This is a genomic window from Stappia sp. MMSF_3263, assembly GCF_030733745.1.
Classification (GTDB): domain Bacteria; phylum Pseudomonadota; class Alphaproteobacteria; order Rhizobiales; family Stappiaceae; genus Stappia.
In genome coordinates, this window is the sequence record NZ_JASHIK010000001.1 from 503,084 (window position 1) to 520,392 (window position 17,309).

The window sequence follows — 17,309 nt, forward strand, 5'->3', positions numbered from 1 at the left end:
TCGGCCTCCTGAGGTCAGTAGGGCGTGCCGTCCTTGCGGTGGAAGTGGTTGCCGGCCTCGTCCCGCCGGTAGCTGAGATCGTCGTCGGGATAATGCGCCTGCTCGCGCGGCGCCCGCGTCCCGATCTCCAGATAGACGACGTCCGCGTCCGTGCGGTTGGCGAGCTGGTGGGCGATGCGCTCGCCCGCCTTGAAGCCGGCCGCCTCGCCGGCGCAAAGCCGCGTTTCGGTCTGGTCCTCGACGAGCGTCGCTTCGCCTTCCAGGATGAAGACGAACTCGTCCTCGTTCTCGTGCCAGTGCTTCAGCGCCGAGATGGCGCCCGGCGCCAGCCGCGTCAGGTTGACGCCGAACTGGGTCAGTCCGGCAGCGTTCCCGAGCGCCTGCTTGGAGCGGCCCCGCACGAGATCCGCAAAGGCGTCCGGGTAGATGCTGCTTGTGCGCGGCGCGATGGCGGCAATGTCGATCTTCGGCATCCCGTGTCCTTCCGGTTCCGGGTCCGCGCCTAGACGCGCTCGATGATGGTCGCGGTGCCCATGCCGGCGCCGATGCACAGCGTCACGAGCGCGATGTTCAGGTCGCGCCGTTCCAGTTCGTCGAGCACGGTGCCCAGGATCATCGCGCCGGTCGCGCCCAGCGGATGGCCCATGGCGATCGCCCCGCCATTGACATTGACCACGTCCGGGTCGAGGTCGAAGGCCTGCCGGTAGCGCAACACCACCGAGGCGAAAGCCTCGTTGATCTCGAACAGGTCGATGTCCTTCAGCGACATCTTCGCGCTGGCCAGCAGCTTCTCGGTGACGTCGACCGGTCCGGTCAGCATCAGGGCCGGCTCGGAGCCGATATTGGCGAAGGCGCGGATCTTGGCGCGCGGCGTCAGCCCGGCGCTGCGTCCGGCCTTGCGGCTGCCGATCAACACGGCCGCCGCGCCGTCGACGATGCCGGACGAATTGCCGGCATGATGCACGTGGCGGATCGTCTCCAGCTCCGGATGCGCCTGGATCGCCACCGCGTCGAAGCCGCCCATCTGCCCCATCATCTCGAAGGAGGCGTTGAGCGCGGCGAGCGACTGCATGTCCGTCTCGGGCCGCATGTGCTCGTCGCGATCGAGAATGGTCAGCCCGTTGACATCGCGCACCGGCACCACGGACTTGCCGAAATAGCCCTTCTTCCAGGCGTTGGCGGCGCGTTTCTGGCTCTCCACCGCATAGGCGTCGACATCGTCGCGGCTGAAGCCGTACTTGCTGGCGATCAGGTCGGCGGAGACGCCCTGCGGCATGAAATAGGAGGGCAGGGCCACCTGCGGGTCGACCGGCCAGGCTCCGCCCGAGGCGCCGATGCCGATGCGGCTCATGGATTCCGCACCACCGGCAATCACCAGGCCATGCTGGCCGCTCATCACCTGGGCGGCGGCGAAGTTCACGGCGTCGAGGCCCGAGGCACAGAACCGGTTGAGCTGCACGCCCGGCACCGAATTGTCGTAGCCTGCGGCGAAGACGGCGGCGCGGGCGATGTCGCCGCCCGCCTCGCCGACCGGGTCGACACAGCCGAGCAGCACGTCGTCGACCTGGCTGGTGTCGAGGTCGTTGCGCTCCTTCAGCGCCTTCAGCGGTTCTGCCGCCAGCCGCACCGCCGGCACCTCGTAGAGCGCGCCGTCCTTCTTGCCGCGTCCGCGCGGGGTGCGCACATGGTCGAATATCAATGCGTCGGCCATTGGAGCCTCCTTGGCTTGTCGTCTCGTTGCCGTTCGCCGGCGGCAGGCCGCCAGACACGCCGCATGGCGCGCCTCACAGGCTGCGGGCGATCAGGACCTTCATGATTTCGTTCGTACCGGCATAGATCCGCTGCACGCGGGCGTCCGCGTAAAGACGGGAGATCGGATACTCGTTCATGTAGCCGTAGCCGCCGAAGAACTGCAGGCACTCGTCCATCACCTTGGACTGCAGGTCGGTGGTCCAGTATTTCGCCATCGAGGCGGTGGTGCTGTCGAGTTCGCCGGCAACGTGGCGGGCGATGCATTCGTTGACGAAGACCTGGCCGATGGTTGCCTCGGTCTTCAGCTCGGCCAGCTTGAACTGGGTGTTCTGGAAATCGATGACCGACTTGCCGAAGGCCTTGCGTTCCTTGACATAGTCGAGCGTCAGGGCAAGGCCCCGCTCGATCGCGGCCATCGCCTGCACGGCGACGAGCAGGCGCTCCTGCGGCAGTTGTTCCATCAGCTGGTAGAAGCCGCGGCCTTCCTCGGCGCCGATCAGCGCGTCGGCGGGCACCCGGACATCGTCGAAGAACAGCTCCGACGTGTCGTTGCCCTTGAAGCCGAGCTTGTCGAGATTGCGGCCGCGCCGGAAGCCCTCGACCTTGTCCGTCTCCACGACGAACAGCGAGGTACCCTTCGAGCCGGCCGAGGGATCGGTCTTGGCGACGACGATGATCAGGTTGGCCAGCTGGCCGTTGGTGATGAAGGTCTTGGCGCCGGAAATCCGGTAGTGGTTGCCGTCGCGCACCGCCGTCGTGCGGATCGCCTGCAGGTCCGAGCCGGCGCCCGGCTCGGTCATGGCGATGGCGCCGATCAGCTCGCCCGACGTGAGACCCGGCAGCCAGCGCTGCCGCTGTTCCTGCGACCCGTAGTGGAGAATGTAGGGCGCGACGATCGCCGAATGCAGGGCGATGCCGAAATGGTCGAAGCCGGCGACGCCGAGCCTTCGGATGATCACGGCCTCATGGGCGAAGCTTCCGCCTGCCGCGCCGTATTCCTCCGGCATGCCGGCGCACAGGAAACCGCCGGCTCCGGTCTTTTTCCAGGCCTCGCGGGTGACACGGCCGGCTTCCACCCAGTCCTCGTAGTCCGGGGCGATCTCGCGCTCCAGGAAACGCGCGAAGGCGTCGTCGAGCAGTCCCAGTTCCTCGGACATCCATGACGGTGTGGCGGCGATGCTTGCAGTCAATCCGGTTTCCCTCCCGTGGCGCCGGGGATCGCCGGGCGGCGACCTCTCTTCAACGGCGTGTCGCTGTTCGGTTGCGGCTCCTCGATCTTCGCTCGTGGCCGGTCCAGGCAGCCGTGGCGGCGGCCGGTTGCCGGCCGCCGGTCGATCGTGGGGTCAGAACGCGTCCGCGTCGAGGCCCATCATCGTTTCGGCGCCGGCCGAGATGCGGGCAAGGCGCAGGCCGGTCTCCGGCATGTGCCGTTCCATGAAGTAGCGGGCGAGCGTCAGCTTGGTCTCGTGGAAGCGGTCATCGCCGCTTGAGCCGGAGGCGAGTGCGGCCGCCGAGGCCTTCGCCATCCGCGCCCACATGTAGCCGAGCGCCACCGTGCCGAAGAGATGCATGTAGTCGGTCGAGCCGGCGCCCGCATTGTCGGGCTCGGCCATGGCGTTGTTCATGAACCACATGGTTGCCTTCTGCAGGTCGTCGAGACCGGCTTTCAGCGGCGCGAGCAGGGGAGCGACGGCCTCCTCGGAGGCGTTGTCCTTGAGGAAGGCGCCGACCTCGTTGAAGAAGGCCATCACCGCGCGGCCGCCGTCGCGCGGCAGTTTGCGGCCGACGAGATCCAGCGCCTGGATGCCGTTGGCGCCCTCGTAGATCATGGTGATGCGGGCATCGCGCACGAACTGCGACATGCCCCATTCCTCGATATAGCCATGGCCGCCGAGCATCTGCTGGGCCGCGACCGCGTTGTCGAAGCCCTTGTCGGTGAGCACGCCCTTGATCACCGGCGTCATCAGGCCCATGTGGTCGTCCGCCGCCTGGGCCGCGGCCTTGTCGTCGGAACGGTGCGAGATGTCGGACTGGAGCGCGGTCCACAGCACCAGCGCGCGGGCCGCCTCGTTGAAGGCGCGGATCGACAGCAGCGTGCGGCGCACGTCCGGATGGACGATGATCGGGTCGGCCTTGCCGTCCGGGTTTTTCGGGCCGGTGAGGGAGCGTCCCTGCAGCCGGTCGCGCGCATAGGCCAGGGCGTTCTGGTAGGCGACCTCGGACTGGCCGAGGCCCTGGATGCCGACGGCGAGCCGCGCCTCGTTCATCATCACGAACATGGCGTTGAGGCCGCGGTTTTCCTCGCCGATCAGCCAGCCGGTCGCCTCATCGTAGTTCATGACGCAGGTGGCGTTGCCGTGAATGCCCATCTTCTCCTCCAGCGAACCGCAGGAGACCGGGTTGCGCGCACCCGGGTTGCCGTCGCCGTCGGGCAGGAACTTCGGCACGATGAAGAGCGAGATGCCCTTGGTGCCTTCCGGCGCGCCCTCGATCCGGGCCAGCACCAGATGGACGATGTTTTCGGTCAGGTCGTGTTCGCCGGCCGAGATGAAGATCTTCTGGCCCGAGATCTTGTAGCTGCCATCGCCCTGCGGCACGGCCTTCGACTTGATCAGGCCGAGATCGGTGCCGCAATGCGGCTCGGTCAGGTTCATCGTGCCCGACCAGGCGCCGGAGGCGAGCTTGCTCAGGTAGAGCGCCTTCTGCTCCTTCGAGCCGTGCACGGCGAGCGCGGCGGCGGCGCCCTGCGACAGGCCCGGATACATGCCCCAGGCCAGGTTTGCCGCTGACATGAACTCCTGGATGATCGAGTTGAGGGTGGTCGGCAGGCCCTGGCCGCCGAATTCCTCCGGCATCGAAAGCGCGATCCAGCCGTTCTCGCGATAGGTCTCGTAGGCCTCCTTGAAGCCCTTCGGCGTGCTGACCTTGCCCTCGCCGTCGCGGGTGCAGCCCTCGCGGTCGCCGACCGGGTTGAGCGGCGCCAGCACCTCCTCGCAGAACCTTGCACCCTCGCTCAGGATCGCCTCGACCAGGTCGGGCGTGGCTTCCGCGAATCCCGGCAGGTTGCCGTGGCGCTCATAGCCAAGGACATCGTTCAGCAGGAACATCACGTCCTGCACAGGCGCTTTGTAGCTCGGCATGAAATTGTCCTCCCCGGATCTGGGCCGGTCTCGTTTCAAGTCTCGCCCCGGCAGGATCACTCTAGCCGGGTGAACTTGACGTTTCCGTAAACGTCACCTTGAGCACGTTATATGGCGGCGCCCCGGCCCCGGCAAGACATATCCTTGCGGAAGCGCTCCGATTTGATCGCGTTTGAATCAATTTCGATAAAAATCTGGACAATTTTGCGCAAATTTCTGTCGAAATTTGTCGCGTTTGCACGAAATGCGCGCCGGTTTTCCGCTTCCTGGCATGCCCGCGCTGGAGGTTGCGGCGGGGCGCGGGGCGGGGATAGGCCGGTCCGGGCGGCCGCGTGCGACTCACCCGCCGTTTCTCACGAGGCGGGGATTACTCCGCCGCCTCGGTCTCCTTTTCCTTCAGCATGCCGGAGACGATCTCGACGGTGCGGCCGAGCTCCTCGACCGCCTGGTCGATGTCGCGGCGTTGCTCGACCAGCACGTCGATCTGGCTCTGGAAGCGCGACAGCGCGACCCGCAACTGCGTCACCTGGCCGTCTCGCAGGTCGTAGAGATCGAGCATGTCGAGGATCTCGGCCAGTGAGAAGCCGACCCGCTTGCCCATCAGGACCAGCTTCAGGCGGGCCCTGTCCCGGCGCGTGTAGACACGGTTCATGCCGTCACGGCGCGGGTTGATCAGCCCCTTGTCCTCGTAAAAACGAAGTGTCCTCAAGGTTACGCCGAATTCCTTGGCGAGATCGCCGATCGTGAAAAGCGTCTTCTTCGTGGATTCGTCCTTGGCGGCAACCGCCTCGACGATGTCGTTGTTGACCGAGAGCGCTTCGCTCATGGCTTGTTCCTTGTCTGTATTGACGTGCCGGGAGCGGTCGCCATCCGGATCGGGGCGGGCCGTGACCGGCATCGCGAATGCGCGGACCTGCATCCGCGCCCGGCACCTGACATAACGTCACCTGTCTTCGGAATACATTCCGTGTACGTAAGCGTCAAGCGCCTTGGCAAACCTGACAGGCTCGTCGTTGCGTTCCGCACCTCGCGTTCATGTTTGGTTAACCATGTAAACGCGCCGCTTAACCGCCTGTTTACCATAAGCAGCGACAGTTTAGCCGAAGGTCGTCCGGATCCTGTGTAGCCGTCTTTGGTCCGGAAGAAGAACAAGTCTTGCGCCGAGCGGCGCGCCCAACTGGGTTGAAGAGGCCATTCATATGTCCTGGAACGCGCGACATCGCACTCAAGGCGGCACGGACCCCGAGGCGGGGTATGGCCGTGACCCGGCCGGCGATGCGGAGAGCTGGTACGAGCCGCGTCGGCGCGCGCCCGCCTGGAGCGGCGAGCGTGCGGCGCCGCTGCCGGCCGATCCGCGCGGTTCCCAGACGCGCGCTCCCGAAAGGGCGCGGGCCCGCGAGCAGCTCAACGATGTCGCCGACGCGCTCGGCCGGTTGATGGATGCGCCCGCCGCCGGCGCCGTACCGCGCCAGGCAATGACCCAGGCCCCGGCGCAGGCCGAACCCAATCGCCATGCCCGCCGGGCCGCCGCCGCACGCGCGCGCTCCGATCGTCCCGCCCAGCCCGTCGACGCCCGCACCAGCCGCATCGAGGCGGTTCTGGGCGCTCTCGACCGGCTTGACCGCCGGGTCGAGGACCTGTCGCAGGTCCCCGACGCCTCGCGTGGCGCTCGCCGCGCACGGCCGGCCATGGAGGCGCGCGCCTACGAGCCGGAAGAGCAGGACGTCGTCCGCCATGATTATGACGGCTATTCGCAGGCCGGGGACAGCTACGCCGGCGGTTATGATGTCCCCGAGGCTTACGAAGCCTATGCAGACGACTACGCGCCGTCGCACCGACCGCTGCGCGAGGATCCGCGCCCTGCGACCCGTCCCGCCCTGCGCTCCGACGATGATCTGCGTCCGCTGATCCACGACTTGGCGCAGCGTGTCGAGCGCGCCCACGGCACACGCGATGAGCGTCTTGACGTGATGCGCCGGGAGATCGGCGAGTTGCGCGCGGTGCTGATGGAATCCCTGCGCGCCGAGCGCACGCGGCCTGTCGGCCGGGACACCGGCGAGATGCGGCGCCTGTCGGAAGCGGTCGAGCGCCTGCGGGCCGACCGTTCGGACAACCGTTTCGTGCACGAGGTGCGCGCCGAGATTTCCGACCTGCGCGCGATGATCGGCCAGTCGAACGTCGACGGCATGCTGCAGTCGCTCGAAAGCGGTTATGCGCATCTGGTCCAGCGCCTCGACGAGATGGCGCGGGACCGGCTCGAGCCGCGCCTCGTCAGCGAGCTCGGACAGCGCCTGTCCGACATCGAGGACGCGTTCCGGATCGTGCCCCGCGCCGACCAACTGGTCGCCCTGGACGACCGGGTCGCCGATATCGGCCACCGGGTCGAGGAACTCGTGCGCCGCAACGGCGGCGAGGACATGGCCCTGCTGCGCGGCGAGATCCGCGCCGTGCGCGATCTTGTCGAGCGGATCGACGTCAACGACCTTCTGGCCGGTATCGACGAGCGCCTTTCGTCGCTGTCGGTCCGTTTCGATGCGATCGACCGTCTGATCGAGGGCCAGCGCGAGCTTGCCGGCCGGGTCGGCGCCATCGAGCACCGCCTTCCCCAGGCCGGCGCCGTCGATCGCCTGAACGACCGGCTGGAGCAGATCGCCGGCATGCTGGCGGATGACCGGGCGGAGCGCCGCGATCCCCAGATCGACGAGAAACTGGGCGAGATCGCCGGTCGGCTGAAGCGGATCGAGAACGCGCGGCAGATGCCGCCGAGCTACGATGCGGCCTTCACGCTGCTGGAGAAGCGTCTCGCCGCGATCGACGGCAAGATCAACGCGCTCGACCGGCCCGAAGGCGTGACCCTGATGGCCGAGGGCCAGCAGGGTACCATCGAGGCCGACCTGATCGCCCGCCTGGAAAACGGCATTTCCCGTCTCAACGAGCGGTTCGAGGCCGGACGCGGAACCACGGAAACCGGGGATCTCGATGCATTGCACCGCGAGATCGCCGGCTTGCGCGAAAGCGTCTCCCGCCCGGTGGTCACGGCCGAACTCGAAGCGCAGCTGCGCGATCTCGCCGAAGCAGTGAACCGGGGAGCGTCAAGCGAGGACAATGCCGTCCTGGCGCAGGTCGAGGACAAGATCGCGGCGCTGGCAAGCAAGCTCGACGCGGCCGAAACCGGGTTTGCCCGGCTCGGCGAAATCCAGTCGGCGCTGCAGTCGGGTGCCTCAAACGATGGCAGCGACGTCGCCCAGGCCCTGCGCGGCGACCTGCATCGCCTGATGGAGGCCGCCACCAGCTCCGAACGGCGTGCACGCGATTCCATGGACAGCGTCCAGGACGTGCTCGCCTCGATCAATTCCCGGCTGATGTCGCTGGAGCAGGAAGCCCGCGCGGCCGGCATGCCGATGCCCAGCCTTGAAGACGACCGGCCGCTGGAGCCGGGGTCCGGCAAGCCGCGTGTCCGCCAGGCGGCCCATGCCTCGCAGCAGCAGCTTCATGGCAACGCCCGCGCGGACGATACGGCTCCGCAGGCGCCCGCACGGCCGGCCTCCGCGCGTCCCGCCGCTGCCCCTCAAAGGCCGGCCCAGCCCCAGGGCCACAACCCCGCCGCAAGCCGCGCCGGCGGACAGCCGCAGGACGGCCGCGACCGCAAGGCCGACTTCATCGCGGCGGCGCGCCGCGCCGCCCAGGCCGCCGCCGAGGAGGCCGGCCAGCAGAAATCGCCGCTCGGCTTCATGGGCACTGCCCAGGTCGAGGAAAAGGCCGCCTCCGCGAAAGGGTGGCTGCGCTCCCGGCTTGGCCGCAAGCGTAAGGACGAGCAGGCAGACGTAGCGGACGTGACGCTCGATACGCCGGTCGACATGCCGCTTGCCGGCGACCGCCGGGACGGCCCGCGGGCAGATAGCGCCCGCAAGCGGGCCGAGGCGGCGACCGCCGAACTGCGCGCCGACACGCGCCCGGTTGCGGAAGGTGGCGACGAACTGGCCGAGGCCGGCGAAAAGGGCGGCCGCAGGCTGTTCTCGACCGGAGGCCGCCGGGCCGTGATGCTCGCCGCCGCCGCCGTCGTGATCGCCGTGGGCGCCTTGCAGATCTTCAAGCAGGTGTCGCCGTCGCAGACCGACATGGCATCGCTCCAGACGCCTCCGGCCGTCGAAACCAGCGTTGGTGGCGGTGCGCCTGTCGCCGCCGACATGAACGGGACCCGGGCATCGACGGGGGCTTCAAGCGATGTCGCGCGCTCCGCCGGTGGAGCGCGCGAGCACCAGCCGCAGAGCATGTCCGAAGCGCCGGCCGCCATGGCATCGGCCGGTCACGCACCGGGTGAGGGGCAGGGGACAGGTCCTGTCACTTCCGGCGATCCGGCGGCAATGGCGCCTGCCGGTATCTCGCCAACCGGCGATGCCGCCGCGGAACCTGGTCCCGATGTCGCCTTCGGCCCGCAGACGCCGTTCGATGGCGGGTTCTCCTCGAACCCGGCCGGCATCCCCGGCAGCCAGTTCCAGGCACCCAGCGACACCGCAGCCAGCACGCCGACAAGCGCTCCCGGCTTCGATCTGCCGCAGCAGGGCGTCTCGTCGACCGCCGAGGCATCGCTCGCGCCGGACATGTCGATCGGCGGCATTCCCCAGGCGGCTGGCCCGATCGCACTGCGTCAGGCCGCGGCCACCGGCGATCCGGCGGCCTATTTCGCCATTGCCGTCAACTATACGGAAGGGGTCGGCTCAACGCCGGATCTCGCCGAGGCCGCAAAATACTACGCCAAGGCGGCGGAAGCCGGTCTTGCACCTGCCCAGTACCGTCTCGGGAGCCTCTTCGAGAAGGGGCGCGGGGTTGAGAAGAACCTCGAGACGGCGCGTGACTGGTACCGGCGCGCCGCCGAGCAGGGCAACGCCAAGGCCTCGCACAATCTGGCCGTCCTCTATGCCGAGGGCTTTTCCGGCAGCCCCGAGTTTCCCGATGCCGCCTACTGGTTCAAGAAGGCCGCGAATTTCGGCCTTGCCGACAGCCAGTACAATCTCGGTATCCTCTACGCCCGTGGCCTGGGCCTGGAGAAGAACATGGTCGAGAGCTACAAGTGGTTCGCGCTTGCCGCCCGTCAGGGTGACCGCGATGCGGGCAACAAGCGCGACGAACTGGCCAACATGCTGTCGAAGGAAGAACTGGCCGAAGCCCGGATTGCGGTCGAGACCTGGAAGGAAGCGCCGCGCCTGGTCTCGGCGAACGAGGTCGAGCTGAGCCCGGCCTGGACCGTGCAGCCGGAAACGGCTCCGCGCGCGAATGTCTCGGTCGAGCCGCAGGAGATCGTGATGAGCGTGCAGCGCCTGCTCGCCAAGCGCGGTTTCGATCCCGGCACGCCTGACGGCCAGGTCGGTCCGCGCACCCGGGAGGCCGTGCGTGCCTTCCAGGAAGCCAACGGTCTCCCCGTCACCGGCGCGATCTCGAAGGACCTGGTCAAGGTGCTTATCGGCCAGTCGATCTGACAGGCAATCGGGACGACAGGCCGGACGTCGCCTGCAGAGCGGAAAAAGCCGCAGCTCGTGCGTTGACATGACAGCGTTCCCCGCGCTTTATCGGGGAAACGCGCGGGCTTCCGGGGACCGCCGTGAAGCGGTGCAAGCCGTGGAACCGGCGAATGCGCGCCGCCTGATCAACAATCACCCCGCTTGACGAGCGCAAGCGGCCAATCCGCCGGTGTGCCGTGCAAATCTACCTGCCCATCGCCGAGTTGCCCGTCAACATGTTCATGGTGTTCGGGATGGGCGGCGCCGTGGGCTTTCTCTCGGGCCTTTTCGGCATTGGCGGCGGGTTTCTGCTGACCCCGCTCCTGATTTTCTCCGGCATTCCCCCGGCCGTGTCGGTAGCGACCGTGACGACGCAGGTCGTTGCCTCGTCCGCTTCCGGCGTTGTCGCCTACTGGCGACGCAAGATGATCGACTTCAAGCTGGCCTGGGTGTTGCTGGTCGGCGGCGTGATCGGCTCGGCTGTCGGCGTGTGGCTGTTCGGCCTGCTGCAAAAGCTCGGTCAGCTCGACCTCGTCATCTCGCTTTCCTACGTTACGTTCCTCAGTGCCATCGGCGGCCTGATGCTGTTCGAATCGCTGCGTGCCATGGCCCGCCGGCGGGCCGGCGCGCGGGTGCCCTCCCGCCAGCCCGGCAAGCACAACTGGGTGCACGGCCTGCCGCTGAAGATGCGCTTCTACCGCTCGCGTCTCTATGTGAGCGTGATACCGATCGTCGGCCTTGGCGCTATCATCGGTTTTCTCGGCACGATCCTGGGCATTGGCGGCGGCTTCATGATGGTGCCGGCGCTGATCTACCTGTTGCGGGTGCCGACCAACATCGTCATCGGCACGTCGCTGCTGCAGATCCTGTTCACGATGGCGGCGGCGACCTTCCTGCATGCGGTCTCGACCCAGTCGGTCGATGTCGTGCTGGCGTTGACGCTGATGATCGGCGGCGTGATCGGCGCCCAGTTCGGGGCGCGCATGGGCCAGAAGCTGCGCGGCGACCAGTTGCGCCTGCTGCTGGCGCTGCTGGTGCTCTCCGTGGGCGTACGGTTCGCAGTGAATCTGCTGGTACAGCCCGACGAGCTCTTTTCCGTCGCCGTGTCGCCGCTGGTGGAGGCGACACGATGAACACGTCTCGCCGTTCTTCCCGTTGCCGCCATGTCGTCGTCGCCACGCTGGCTGGCGGCCTTGCCGCTCTGCTGGCGTCCGGCGCCGCGCGGGCGGAAAGCCTCGTCGCCGATATCTCCGCGGACGAGGTCAGGATCGAGTCGAATTTCACCGGCACCCGCATTGTCGTCTTCGGTGAGATTGCCCGGGACGCGCTGACGGTCGGGCGGCCGGACCCTTATGACATTGCCGTCGTGGTCACCGGACCGGAAGTCGACGTCACCACCAGGCGCAAGGGCCGGTTCCTCGGTATCTGGGTCAACCGCGACGCCGAGACCTTCTCCGACGTGCCGAGCTTTCTGGCCGTTCATACCTCGCGCCCGCCGCATGAAATGGCCCCCCGCTCGGTGCTGGAACGCCATCGCATCGGCCTGCATTTCCTGAACCTGCCGATTGCTCATGCATCGGACGTGCCGATCACCGATCGCGCCAATTTCCGTGCGGCGCTGCTGCGCCTGAGGGTGGCCAGCGGCCTGTTCGCCGAGCGCAGCGGGGCGGTGACCTTCCTCAGCGAGTCCTTGTTCCGCACGACCGTGCCGCTGCCCGCCAATGTTCCGGTCGGCGACTACACCGTATCGACATACCTGCTGCGCGGCGGGACGCTGCTTGCCCAGGACGAGCAGGAACTGCGTATCGCCAAAACCGGCTTCGAACAGTTCACCTTCTGGCTGGCGCACCAGTATTCGGCCGCCTACGGGCTGATCGCGATCCTGCTGGCAATCTTCACGGGCTGGCTGGCCGGCGTGATCTTCCGCCGCGACTAGAGCGCGACGCGAGGACGGGACGTCCGCCTGCGATGGGCTTCCGGAATTTGATTGGGGTTCAGTCGCCGACGAGGCGGCTTGCCGTGAACGGATAAAGACGGCCGTCGCCCAGAAGGAAGACCGAAAAGGCGCGGGGCGTGAAAAACGGCTTCCAGGCCTGGTCGAGCACGTTGAGCCCACCCGTCAGCACGCCGAAGGCCGGCATCACCAGCCTGTGGCCGTCGGTGGCGAAGCAGGGACGACGCACGCTCCGGCCGTAGCGGCGGATGCGTGCCGCCGGATGCAGGTGCCCTGCGATTTCCCCGGGATCGGCGCCGGCGAGGGGCTCGTGCCGGAAGACGAGGCGGCCGAGCGCGACCTCGTCGACGGTCTCGCCGCACAGGCCGACCGGGGCGACCGGGTCGTGATTGCCGGTGACCCAGATCCATTCGCGGCCGAGCTGCAGGGTGGTGAGCATTGCCCGGTAGGCGGCCGGCAGCCGGTCCGATCCTTCCCCGTCGTGGAAGCTGTCCCCGAGCGCGACAACGCGCGTGGGCTGGAAGGCGTCGATCGCCTCGGCAAGCTTTTCCAGTGTCGCGGCGGTGTCGTAGGGCGGCAGCATCACGCCCTTGCGGGCGAAGGATGAGCCTTTCTCGAAATGCAGGTCGGCGACGACGAGCGTGTTCTGGTCCGGCCACCAGAGCGCGCCGCTGTCATGCAGGCCGACAAGTTCTCCGGCAATGGAGATGTCGTGGCAGACAGGCGCATATCGGCGCGTTTCGATACGGGCTGTGAACGGCCTCACCCCATGGCCTCCCTGACCAGATCGTCGGCGGCATCCGCGAGGAGCGCTTCCTGCGCTTCTCCGTACACAGGCTCCTTGCCGATCTCCAGCATCACCGGAACGGCAAGCGGCGACACCCGTGCGAGCGGAGTATGCGTGATTCGCTCGCGAATTCGGCGGAGAAGTTCGCCCAATCTGGAGATATCCAGAAGTCCTGTGGCCGCATCCTGCCATGTCGCCTGGAGAAGGATGTGGTCCGGCTCGTGCCGATGCAGCACGTCATAGATCAGGTCGGAGGAAATTGTCACCTGCCGGCCACTTTTTTCCTGTCCCGGGTGGCGGCGCTCGATCAGGCCGGCAATCACCGCGCAGTTCCGGAAAGTGCGCTTCATCAGGCTGGATTCCGCCAGCCACGCGTCGAGATCGTCGCCCAGCATGTCCTCGTCGAACAGCTCGGCCAGCGACAACCGGCCGCAGCCGATCATTTCGCCGAGATCGGCCAGGCACCAAACGGCTAGCGCATAGTCGTTGGCGACGAAACCCATCGGCCGCGCACCCAGTCGCTCCAGCCGGCGGGTAAGCAGCATGCCGAGTGTCTGGTGGGCGAGGCGGCCGTCGAACGGGTAGCAGACGAGATAGTGCTTGTTGGCCCTGGGGAACGTCTCCACCAGCAAGCCGTCGGGAGCAGGCAGGGCGGAGCGCAATTGCTGGATCTCCAGCCATTCGCGCACCTGGTCGGGCAGGGCTGTCCAGCTTCGCGGATCGGCGACCATCGCCCGCACGCTCGCCGCCAGATAGGTGGACAGCGGAAACTTGCCGCCCTGGTAGGAGGGGATTTTCGGCGCCTCCGCCCGTCCGCGCGAGACGTAGGCCTCGTTCTCCCGCAGGCCTTCGAAGCGCAGGATCTCGCCGGCGAAGAGAAACGTGTCGCCCAGCGAGAGCTGTTCGACGAACCATTCCTCTATTTCGCCGAGCCAGCGGCCGCCCCGGCCGACAGGCGTGCGCCGGCCGTCCGCCTTCGAGCGTACCAGGCGGACCTTCAGCATCGGCGCCTCGACGATCGTCCCGACATTGAGCCGGTATTGCTGCGCGATCTTCGGGTGCGACAGGCGGAAGCGGCCGTCCTCCTCGCGCTTCAGGCGCGAATAGCGCTCATAGGTGCGCAGCGCGTAGCCGCCGGTGGCGACGAAGTCGACGACCTGCTCGAACTGCTCCCAGGCAAGGCCGCGATAGGGCTCAGCCGAACGGATCTCGCGATAGAGCTCAAGCGGGTCGAACGGTCCTGCGCAGGCGCAGCCGAGCACATGCTGGGCAAGGACGTCGAGCCCGCCGGTGCGCAAGGGCGGCGTGTCCTGGTGTCCGGCGCGCGAGGCGGCGAGCGCGGCCTGGCACTCCAGCACTTCGAACCGGTTGGCCGGCACCAGGATCGCGCGCGAGGGCTCGTCCATGCGGTGGTTGGCGCGGCCGATGCGCTGGGCCAGCCGGCTGGCGCCCTTCGGCGCACCGACATTGACGACGAGATCGACGTCGCCCCAGTCGATGCCAAGATCAAGCGAGGAGGTGCAGACGATGGCGCGCAGGGTGCCCGCCGCCATTGCCGCCTCGACCTTGCGCCGCTGGCCGACATCGAGCGAGCCGTGATGCAGCGCGATCGGCAGGTTCTCGTCATTGGCATGCCACAGCGCCTGGAACAGCGCCTCGGCCTGCGAGCGGGTGTTGACGAAGACGAGGCTGGTACGGTGGTCCTTGATGATCCGGTAGATCTCGCCGACGGCATGGCGGGCGGAATGGCCGGACCAGGGCAACCGTTCGGCCGTGTCGAGGATGGTGATATCCGGCTCCGCCCCTCCGGCCACCGTCACCAGTCCCGCCAGCGCGCGTTCGGTTCCAGGTATCTCGTCAGGCGTCTCATCCGGTGTCTCATCCGGCGTTTGGCCGACGAGATAGGCGCGCAGGTCGTCCGGTTCGGCAACCGTTGCCGAAAGTCCGATGCTGCGCAGGCCCGGCGACAGGCGGCGCAGCGCGGCGAGGCCGAGCGACAGAAGGTCGCCGCGCTTGGAGGTGACGAGTGCGTGCAACTCGTCGAGGATGATCGTGTCGACCCCGCTCAGCATCTGCCGCCCTTGCGCGTCCGACAGCAGCAGGGCGATCTGTTCCGGCGTCGTCAGCAGGATGTCGGGGGGAACATGCTTCTGTCGCTGGCGCTTGTGCGAGGGCGTATCGCCGGTGCGCGTCTCGATGCGGATGTCGAGCCCGATCCCTGCGACCGGCGCCTCGAGGTTGCGGGCGATGTCGACGGCCAGCGCCTTCAGCGGCGAGATATAGAGCGTGTGCACTCCGCGCCGGCCGGCCGACCCCGGCTTGCGCTTTCCGCGCGCGGCGAGCGCGACGAGGCTCGGCAGGAAGCCGGCCAGCGTCTTGCCGGCGCCGGTCGGGGCGACGAGCAGCACCGAGTCGCGCTGCCTTGCCATCTCCAGCAACTCGATCTGGTGGGCGCGCGGCTGCCAGCCGCGGCTCTCGAACCAGCGGAGGAAGCTTTCAGGCAGCAGGGGCGAAGCAGCGGCATCCATCGTCGCCAAGAGATAGGCTCTTGCGGAGAGTGCGTCGAGACGCGGATCGAAAACCATGGGCCGACACATGCATTTCCAATCTCTCGCCGCATGCCTACATTTGCAGTCATGATGCGGCCAGCCACCACGAAGCCGACCCCGACAGTTACAACGGGCGGCGACATTCTGACGCTGACGCCGGCCGGGCTCTACTGCCCGCGCGGCGACTTTCATGTCGATCCGGTGCGCCCCGTCGCAAGGGCGCTGATCACCCATGGCCACGCCGACCACGCACGTGCCGGCCACGGTGCGGTGCTCGCCTCGCGCCAGACGCTCGACATCATGGCGATCCGCTACGGCGAGGATTTCGCGGGCAGCACCCAGGTGGCCTTGCCTGGTGAACGGATTCGGCTGGGCGAGGTCACGGTCTCTTTTCATCCGGCCGGCCATGTGCTCGGGTCGATGCAGGTTCTGATCGAGGCAGGCGGTCGACGCATCGCCATCTCCGGCGACTACAAGCGCCAGGCGGACCCGACCTGCGCGCCTTTCGAGCTGATCGAGTGCGATGTCTTCATCACCGAGGCGACCTTCGGGCTTCCCGTTTTCCGCCATCCGCCGGTGGCCGGCGAGATCGACAAGCTGCTGGCGAGCCACAGGCTGTTTGACCAGAGGACACATCTCGTCGGCGCCTATTCGCTCGGCAAGGCGCAGCGGCTGATCGCCGAACTCAGGGCACGCGGCTATGGGCGGATGATCTATCTGCACGGTGCACTGGTGCGGCTCTGCGCCTATTATGCCGAGCAGGGGGTCGGTCTCGGCCCGCTGGAGCCGGTGGGCGAGCGGGCGAGGGACCTGGCGGGTGAAATCGTGCTCTGCCCGCCGGGCCAGCTTGCCGACCGCTGGGCGCGGCGCTTCGGCGATCCCGTCACGGCGGTCGCTAGCGGCTGGGTGCGGGTCAGGGCGAGGGCGCGCCAGCGCGGTGCGGAACTGCCGCTGGTGATATCGGATCACGCCGACTGGGACGATCTCAGGAAGACGATTGTCGAGACGGGCGCGCGCGAGATATGGGTGACGCACGGAGCGGAGGAGGCCCTGGTGCACTGGTGCGGTAGCCAGGGCCTGGACGCCCGGCCGCTCAACCTGATCGGCTATGGCGATGAGGGCGACACGACGGATGCCGTCGAGCGAGAGGCCGGGACTTTGGCCGAGATACGGGCGGATGCGACCGCCGGGACCGGGAGTGCCACATGAGTGACGAGATTTCAGGGCCCGAGGGCCTGCAGGAGCCTGACGAGGGGTTCGACGAGGGTCTGCTCGACCTCTTCGACGATTACCGCGAGGCGTTCGAGGATTTCGACGCGGAAAGCGTCGCCGACTGTTTCGCGTACCCGGCGGTGATCTGGCAATTCGGCAAGGGCAATGTCTTCCAGGACGACGAGGAACTGCTCGAGAACATCGAGAAGCTGTTCGCCGCACTCGACAAGGAGGGCGTGGTGAGTTCCGCCTTCGACGTGCTTTCGACCCATGTCGAGGGAGACGCGGGCATGGCAACGCTTGCCTGGGTGCAATCGGATGCCGAGGGCGAGCCGGTGATCGAGTTCACCTGCCACTATCACCTGATCTATGACGGCGACACCTGGCGCATCGCGATGATCGTCAACGAACCCTGAC

The 17,309-nt window shown here is 67.5% G+C and carries 12 protein-coding genes; 5 read left to right on the plus strand and 7 right to left on the minus strand.

All coding sequences use genetic code 11. From position 1 onward, the window contains the following. Positions 1-14: 14 nt before the first annotated feature. The 5 genes from RBB46_RS02380 to RBB46_RS02400 all read right to left on the minus strand — a co-directional run bounded on the left by RBB46_RS02380 (position 15) and on the right by RBB46_RS02400 (position 5,718). Positions 15-473, minus strand: a complete 459-nt coding sequence (locus tag RBB46_RS02380; RefSeq protein ID WP_306027242.1) for a cupin domain-containing protein — start codon at positions 471-473, stop codon at positions 15-17. 29 nt (positions 474-502) lie between these two features. Continuing rightward, positions 503-1,711, minus strand: coding sequence for an acetyl-CoA C-acetyltransferase (locus RBB46_RS02385; protein WP_306027243.1), 1,209 nt, complete (start codon positions 1,709-1,711; stop codon positions 503-505). A gap of 73 nt (positions 1,712-1,784) precedes the next feature. After that, positions 1,785-2,909 (minus strand): acyl-CoA dehydrogenase family protein, encoded by a 1,125-nt coding sequence (locus RBB46_RS02390; protein ID WP_306027348.1) that lies wholly within the window; start codon positions 2,907-2,909, stop codon positions 1,785-1,787. Positions 2,910-3,095: 186 nt separating this feature from the next. Further along, positions 3,096-4,892 (minus strand): acyl-CoA dehydrogenase C-terminal domain-containing protein, encoded by a 1,797-nt coding sequence (locus RBB46_RS02395; RefSeq protein ID WP_306027244.1) that lies wholly within the window; start codon positions 4,890-4,892, stop codon positions 3,096-3,098. Positions 4,893-5,259: 367 nt separating this feature from the next. After that, the gene (locus RBB46_RS02400) at positions 5,260-5,718 is read right to left on the minus strand and encodes a MerR family DNA-binding transcriptional regulator (protein ID WP_306027245.1); all 459 of its coding nucleotides are present in this window, start codon (positions 5,716-5,718) and stop codon (positions 5,260-5,262) included. Positions 5,719-6,091: 373 nt separating this feature from the next. On the opposite strand from RBB46_RS02400, the gene RBB46_RS02405 reads away from it, so the two are divergent. The 3 genes from RBB46_RS02405 (at position 6,092) to RBB46_RS02415 (ending at position 12,326) form a co-directional block, all read left to right on the plus strand. Next, positions 6,092-10,369: a peptidoglycan-binding protein gene (locus RBB46_RS02405; protein WP_306027246.1), complete on the plus strand. Its 4,278-nt coding sequence runs from the start codon at positions 6,092-6,094 to the stop codon at positions 10,367-10,369. A 218-nt stretch (positions 10,370-10,587) separates the two neighbouring features. Then, the gene (locus tag RBB46_RS02410) at positions 10,588-11,523 is read left to right on the plus strand and encodes a sulfite exporter TauE/SafE family protein (RefSeq protein ID WP_306027247.1); all 936 of its coding nucleotides are present in this window, start codon (positions 10,588-10,590) and stop codon (positions 11,521-11,523) included. Continuing rightward, positions 11,520-12,326 carry a TIGR02186 family protein gene (locus RBB46_RS02415; protein WP_306027248.1) on the plus strand — a complete coding sequence of 269 codons (807 nt, stop codon included), beginning with the start codon at positions 11,520-11,522 and terminating at the stop codon, positions 12,324-12,326. Before RBB46_RS02410 ends, RBB46_RS02415 begins: the two co-directional genes overlap by 4 nt. 58 nt (positions 12,327-12,384) lie before the next feature. On the opposite strand, the gene pdeM is transcribed toward RBB46_RS02415, so the two are convergent. Beyond that, positions 12,385-13,110 carry a ligase-associated DNA damage response endonuclease PdeM gene (gene pdeM, locus RBB46_RS02420; protein WP_306027249.1) on the minus strand — a complete coding sequence of 242 codons (726 nt, stop codon included), beginning with the start codon at positions 13,108-13,110 and terminating at the stop codon, positions 12,385-12,387. Then, positions 13,107-15,668 carry a ligase-associated DNA damage response DEXH box helicase gene (locus RBB46_RS02425; RefSeq protein ID WP_306027349.1) on the minus strand — a complete coding sequence of 854 codons (2,562 nt, stop codon included), beginning with the start codon at positions 15,666-15,668 and terminating at the stop codon, positions 13,107-13,109. The genes pdeM and RBB46_RS02425 overlap by 4 nt, the downstream gene beginning before the upstream one ends. A gap of 102 nt (positions 15,669-15,770) precedes the next feature. Between RBB46_RS02425 and RBB46_RS02430 the strand changes: the two genes are divergently transcribed. Continuing rightward, the gene (locus RBB46_RS02430) at positions 15,771-16,889 is read left to right on the plus strand and encodes a ligase-associated DNA damage response exonuclease (protein WP_306027351.1); all 1,119 of its coding nucleotides are present in this window, start codon (positions 15,771-15,773) and stop codon (positions 16,887-16,889) included. Further along, complete coding sequence (locus RBB46_RS02435) at positions 16,886-17,308, plus strand: DUF4440 domain-containing protein (RefSeq protein ID WP_306027250.1); 423 nt, start codon at positions 16,886-16,888, stop codon at positions 17,306-17,308. The genes RBB46_RS02430 and RBB46_RS02435 overlap by 4 nt, the downstream gene beginning before the upstream one ends. Position 17,309: the final 1 nt, after the last annotated feature.